4 protein-coding genes are annotated in these 5,576 nt (G+C 71.8%); 1 reads left to right on the forward strand and 3 read right to left on the reverse strand.

All coding sequences use genetic code 11. The features are described from left to right. Positions 1 to 81: 81 nt before the first annotated feature. The gene (locus NON00_RS23940; protein WP_256025304.1) at positions 82 to 1,146 is read right to left on the reverse strand and encodes a TRAP transporter substrate-binding protein; all 1,065 of its coding nucleotides are present in this window, start codon (positions 1,144 to 1,146) and stop codon (positions 82 to 84) included. A 319-nt stretch (positions 1,147 to 1,465) separates the two neighbouring features. On the opposite strand from NON00_RS23940, the gene NON00_RS23945 reads away from it, so the two are divergent. Next, entirely contained in the window at positions 1,466 to 2,809 is a 1,344-nt protein-coding gene (locus NON00_RS23945) for a globin-coupled sensor protein (protein WP_256025305.1), read from the forward strand. A 91-nt stretch (positions 2,810 to 2,900) separates the two neighbouring features. Here NON00_RS23945 and NON00_RS23950 read toward each other — a convergent pair whose 3' ends face one another. Together NON00_RS23950 and NON00_RS23955 are read right to left on the reverse strand one after the other, a co-directional pair. After that, positions 2,901 to 4,298 (reverse strand): malonyl-CoA decarboxylase, encoded by a 1,398-nt coding sequence (locus NON00_RS23950; RefSeq protein ID WP_256025306.1) that lies wholly within the window; start codon positions 4,296 to 4,298, stop codon positions 2,901 to 2,903. A gap of 90 nt (positions 4,299 to 4,388) precedes the next feature. Beyond that, on the reverse strand, positions 4,389 to 5,576 hold a 1,188-nt coding region (locus NON00_RS23955), incomplete at its 5' end, for an NAD(P)H-hydrate dehydratase (protein ID WP_256025307.1).

The raw sequence follows: 5,576 nt of genomic DNA on the forward strand, positions 1-5,576 counted from the left end.
TTTGTGTGGGGGGGGGGGGGGGGGGGCCCCCCCCCCCCCCCCCGGGGGGGGGGGGGGGGGCGGCCCCCCCCGCAAGGCGGCTCAGGCCGCGTATTGCCGGAACATCGCCTGCGCCTCGGCGAGGAGGGCCGCGCCATCGGTGCCGCGTTCCTTCATCTGCGCCACCCAGGCCTCGGTGACGGGGCGGCAGGCCTCGCGCCAGCGCGCCACCTCGGCCTCCTCCAGCTCGATGAGGGTATTGCCCCGCTTGCGGGCGAGGTCGGCGACGGTGACGGCCTGTTCATCGAGCATGGCGCCGACCATGGCGGCGGCGGCCTGGCCGGACTGGGCGTCGAGCACGGCGCGCAGGTCGGCCGGCAGGGCCTGGTACTTCGCCTTGTTCATGGCGAGGACGTTGGTGGCCACGTAGAAGGTCGGGCTGCCGGGGAAGGCGGTGTGGTTCCTCACCAGCTCCTGGAGCTTGATGGAGGGCACGACCTCCCAGGGCACCACGGCGCCGTCGAGCACGCCCTGGCTGAGGGCCTCGGGCACCTGGGGGACGGGCATGCCGACGGGGGCGGCGCCGAGGGCGCGCAGCCCCTCGCCGGCCTGCCGCGTCGGGAAGCGCAGCTTCATCCCGCGCAGATCCTCCAGCCGGCGCACCGGGGCGCGGGAGTGGATCAGCCCGCCATCATGGGCCCAGAAGCAGAGGGGCTGCACCTCGCTGAATTCCTGCGCCAGATGCTTCTCGGCGAAGGCCTGGGTGGCGCGGGCATTGGCGAGGCCGCTGCGGTTGGCGATGAAGGGGAGTTCCAGCACCTCGATGCGCGGGAAGCGGCCGGCGGTGTAGCCGGGCAGGGTCCAGATGATGTCGGCCACGCCGTCGCGCGCCTGGTCGTAGAGCTGCGGCGGCGCGCCGCCGAGCTGCATGGAGGGGAAGATGCGGATCTTGAGGCGCCCATTCGACGCCTCCTCCACCTTCTTCGCCCAGGGGGCCAGGAAGTGGCGGTGGACGTTGGAGACGGCGGGCAGGAAGTGGTGCAGCCGCAGCGTCACCTCGTCGGCGCGGGCGGTGCGGGGGGCGAGCAGGGCGAGGGCCGGGGCGGCGAGGGCGGGGGCTGCCAGAGCGGCCGGGGCCAGCCGGAGCAGGTGGCGACGTTGCACCATGGACGTGGTTCCTGTGGGATTCTTCTGGGAATTCTTATGGATTCGGGGAGGGCGCGCCGGGTGCCGCGGCCCTGGGCGGGCGGCGCGGGCCGACAGGCCGGACCACAAACTATATTAGCGGAAGCGGAAAACCTGTCGCAATCCTTACGCCGTGTTCAGGCGGCGGGGCAGTGGAATCTGCGGGCCGGGGCGGCGCGCGGGGGAGGAATCCGCGGTGGCCGGGGCTTCCCGCCCCGGTCGTGCAGTCTTTTTTAAGCCCATTGCGCGAGGCTGTGATGGCCGCACCCGCCGCGGCACTTCCGCTCACAAGGTCCCGCGCATGTCCACCTCCATTCCCAGCGAACTTCGCCAGCGCTTCAGCTTCTTCGGGGTGTCTGAGGTCGATCTCCAGGCCCTGTCGGAGTTGCGCGAGTTCACGGAGCGGAGCCTGCCGGGGCTGATGGAGCGCTGGCACAGCCGCTATGCGCAATGGCCGGAGGTACAGGCCGCGCTGCGCCATCCCGAAGTGCACAAGCTGCGCGTGGCGCATTGGCAGCGGGTGCTGAGCGGGCGGTTCGATGGCGGCTTCCTTGAGTCCGCCAAGGCGCTGGCGCGCAGCCTCCACAACCACAATGTCCCGGTGAATGGTGTCTCCATCTGCGCGGGCGGCGTGATGATGGGGCTGATGGAGGAGATGAACCTCGCCAACCCCTCCACCGGCTGGCTGGGGCGGGAGGCGCTGCGCAAGCTGCAATTGCGGGTGACGTTGAGCCGCATCGTGCAGGTGCATATCGAGATCCTGCTGGAGACCTATGCCGAGGTGGAGCGCGATGCGCGCCACAAGGTGGCGTCGCGCATCCAGGGCGTCTTCGAGAAGAAGATGGGCGGCGTGGTGGAGGGGCTCGGCCAGTCCGCGCACCAGATGGAGGATGCCGTCCGCGTCATCAGCGGCAATGCCTCGCGCGTGGCGGAGACCTCGGGCGCCGTGGCGCAGTCGGCCGCGCAGGCGGACCAGGATGTGCAGGCGGTGGCTGGCGCGGCGGAGCAGCTGGCCTCCTCGGTCGGTCAGATCAGCCGGCAGCTGGGCGATGCCACCCGCATCGCCGGCCGCGCGGTGGAGGATGCGCGGCGCACCGATGCCGTGGTGCAGGCCCTGGCCGAGGGCGCCAAGCGCATCGATGACGTGGTGAGCCTGATCAACAGCATCGCCGGCCAGACCAACCTGCTCGCCCTCAACGCGACGATCGAGGCCGCCCGCGCCGGTGAGGCCGGCAAGGGCTTCGCCGTGGTGGCCAGCGAGGTGAAGAACCTCGCCAACCAGACCGCCAAGGCGACGGAGGAGATCTCCGGCCAGATCGGCCAGGTGCAGGGCGCGACGCGTGAGGCGGTGGGGGCGATCGAGAGCATCGCGCGCACCATTGGCGAGATCAACCAGATCGCCGCCGCCATTGCCGATGCCGTGGCGCAGCAGGGCCAGACGGCGGACACCATCGCGCGCACGGTGCAGCATGCCGCGCAGGGCAACCGCCGTGTCAGCGAGCTGATGCGCAGCTTCGAGACGGATGCGCGGGCGGCGCAGCAGCTGGTCCAGCAGCTGAACCAGGCCTCCGGCTCGCTGAAGAACCAGTCCGGCGCGCTGCGCGATGCGGTGTCCGGCTTCCTCTCCGAAGTCCGCGCCGCCTGACCCGCAAAAAGCGTCCCGCCTCAACCCTGAGGCGGGACGCCAACGGACAAAAAGTTTTTGGTTCTTTTTCCCAAAAAGAACCCTTCCTCTTTTACCCCCCGCTTTTCGCGAGCTTCTTCAGCGCCGGCGCCGCCGCGCGGTTGCCCTCGCCCACATAGGCCTCGTGGTAATCCTCGATCTTCGCCGGGTCGTAGAGATAATTGACCATGAAGCCGAGGCTTTCCCGCACGCCCTTGTCCGAGGTGTCGCCGCGCCAGCAGACGCGTTCCACCCGCGCGCCGTTGGACAGATGGAAATGCCCGACGGGGTCGCGCGCGCGGCGCCCGCCCTTGCCGGTTTCCAGCACGAGGTAGCGGGCGCAGAGCCGGGTGAGGATGGGCTCCGCCTTCTGGCACCAGCCTTCCCCGAGGGGGCGGCGGTGGGCGACGAGGGCGCGCAGCGCCGCATGGCCATCGGCCAGCCCGCTGCTTTCGGTGAGTTGCCGGGCTTCTTCCTCGCTGAGCAGCTTGGGCTGCGGCTCGATGAGCTGTTCCTCCAGCCAGCGGCGGAAGCCGGGAATGGGCGAGAGCGTCGAGAAGGTCTTGAGGTTGGGAAATTCCTCGGAGAGCAGGGCGACGACACGCTTGATCAGCGAATTGCCGAAGGAGATGCCATCCAGCCCGCGCTGGCAGTTGTTGATGGAGTAGAAGATCGCGGTATCCGCCTGCCGCGGTTCCTGCACCGGCGCCTTTTCGTCGAGCAGCTTCTGCACCGAGCCGGAGAGGCCCTGCACCAGCGCGACCTCGACGAAGATCAGCGGCTCCTCCGGCATGCGCGGGTGGAAGAAGGCGTAGCAGCGGCGGTCGGAATCCAGCCGGTTCTTGAGGTCGCGCCAGGTGCGGATGCGGTGCACGGCCTCATAGCCCACCAGCTTCTCCAGCAGCGCGGCGGGGGACTGCCAGTCGATCCGCCGCAATTCGAGGAAGCCGAGGTCGAACCAGTTGGCCAGCAGCCCGCGCAGATCGGCTTCCAGCGCCTGGAGCATCGGGTCGCGGCCCATGGCGTGCATCAGGTCGGCGCGCAGATCGACGAGGAATTTCACGCCCACCGGGATGCTGGTGAACTGCGTCAGCAGGCGCAGGCGGGGCGGTTCCAGCACGCGGCGCAGCTTGGCCTTGGCGGCGGCGCGGGCGGCGGTGTCGCGCGCCGCGCTCACTTCCCGCATGGCGCCTTCCACCGCCGCCGGGTCCGAATCGAAGCCGGCGAGGGCGCTGAGGAAGGCCCGCCGCCCGGCCTCATCCAGCGAGAGATAGGCCTGGGCCAGGCCGGCGGCGCGGTTGCGGGCGGAGATCTCGCCGCCGCGCGCTTCCAGGCAGGCGCGCATCCGCGCTTCCCAGCTGTCATCCTCCGCGGGGGCGGAGACGGAGGAGGCCATGTCCCGCCAGAGCAGGGCCACCTTCTTCAATGCGCGGTCGAACAATCCCGGTTCGGCGATGGCGACATCGGACATGGTGCTTCCCTTTCCTGCCGGCCCCGGGGGGGCGGGGCGGCGGCTGAAATCTGGCGAAACATATGGTGAGCAGCTTGCCCCAGCCCAGGGTCAGGAAGGAAGGGCGGAAGCGAGGCTCAGGGCGATTTCCTCAAACAGCGCTTCCGGCAGCAGCGGGGCGCCGGCCGGGCGGCCGCGCAGGGCGCGGCGGGCGGCATCGCCATGCAGCCAGACGGCGGCGCAGGCGGCCTCGAAAGCGGGCATGCCCTGCGCCAGCAGCCCGGCGGCGAGGCCGGCCAGGACATCGCCGCTGCCGGCCGCGGCCAGGGCGGGCGGGGCGTTGTCGTTGATGGCGGCGCGGCCGTCGGGTGATGCGATGATGGTGTCAGAACCTTTCAAAATGGTGACTGCCTCGGCCCGCGCCGCCGCCGCCCGCGCGGCGGCCAGCCGGTCCGGCCCCGGCGGGCCGAAGACGCGGGCGAATTCGCCCGCATGCGGCGTCAGGATGGCGGCGCCGCGCAGCGCCACGGGCTGGGACTCGGCGGCCGTCAGCGCGCCGCCATCCACCACGACGGCGCGCCCCGCCCGCAGCAACGCCCGCAGCAGAGCCAGGGTTTCCGGCCGGGGCGGCAGGCCGGGGCCCACCAGCCAGGTGCCGCGCCGGGAATCGGCCAGCAGGGTGGCGGGGCTGTCCTCTGTGACCATCAGGCCCGGCTCGCCGGTGCGCAGCAGCGTGGCGGTGGGCCGGTCCGGCGCCATCAGGCTGACAAGCCCCGCCCCCACCCGCCGCGCCGCCCCCGCCGCCAGCCGCGCCGCCCCCGGCAGCGCCGCCCCGGCGGGGATGGTGACATGGCCATGGCTGAATTTATGGCTCTCCGCCCCGCGCAGCGGCAGGCGCCACAGGCCCGGCCCGTTGTGGAAGAGGCGCGGCGCGATGCGCTCCAGCACGGTGGCGGGAAGGCCTATATCGGCCAGCACGACTTCACCACAGAGGTCGCGGCCGGGCAGCAGCAGATGGCCCGGCTTGCGGCGGAAGAAGGTGACGGTCAGCGCCGCCTTCTGGGCATGGCCCAGGATCTGGCCGGTGGCGCCGTCCAGGCCGGAGGGCACGTCCACCGCCACCAGCGGCGCCCGCGCGGCGCGCAGCACGCGCTCCACCGGGGCCTCCAGCGGGCGGTCCAGCCCGGCGCCGAACAGGGCATCCACCACCAGCGCCGCGCGCTCCACCTCCTGCGCGGCGAAGGGCAGCATCGGGCCGCGCCAGCGCGCGGCGGCGCGCGCGGCATCGCTGCCCGGGCG

The organism is Roseomonas sp. GC11, assembly GCF_024437745.1.
Taxonomy (GTDB): domain Bacteria; phylum Pseudomonadota; class Alphaproteobacteria; order Acetobacterales; family Acetobacteraceae; genus Pseudoroseomonas.

Excerpts from the sequence above, each read along its gene's own strand:
- NON00_RS23940 (WP_256025304.1), bottom strand. The coding sequence starts at position 1,146 with ATGGTGCAACGTCGCCACCTGCTCCGGCTGGCCCCGGCCGCTCTGGCA.
- NON00_RS23945 (WP_256025305.1), top strand. The coding sequence starts at position 1,466 with ATGTCCACCTCCATTCCCAGCGAACTTCGCCAGCGCTTCAGCTTCTTC.
- NON00_RS23950 (WP_256025306.1), bottom strand. The coding sequence starts at position 4,298 with ATGTCCGATGTCGCCATCGCCGAACCGGGATTGTTCGACCGCGCATTG.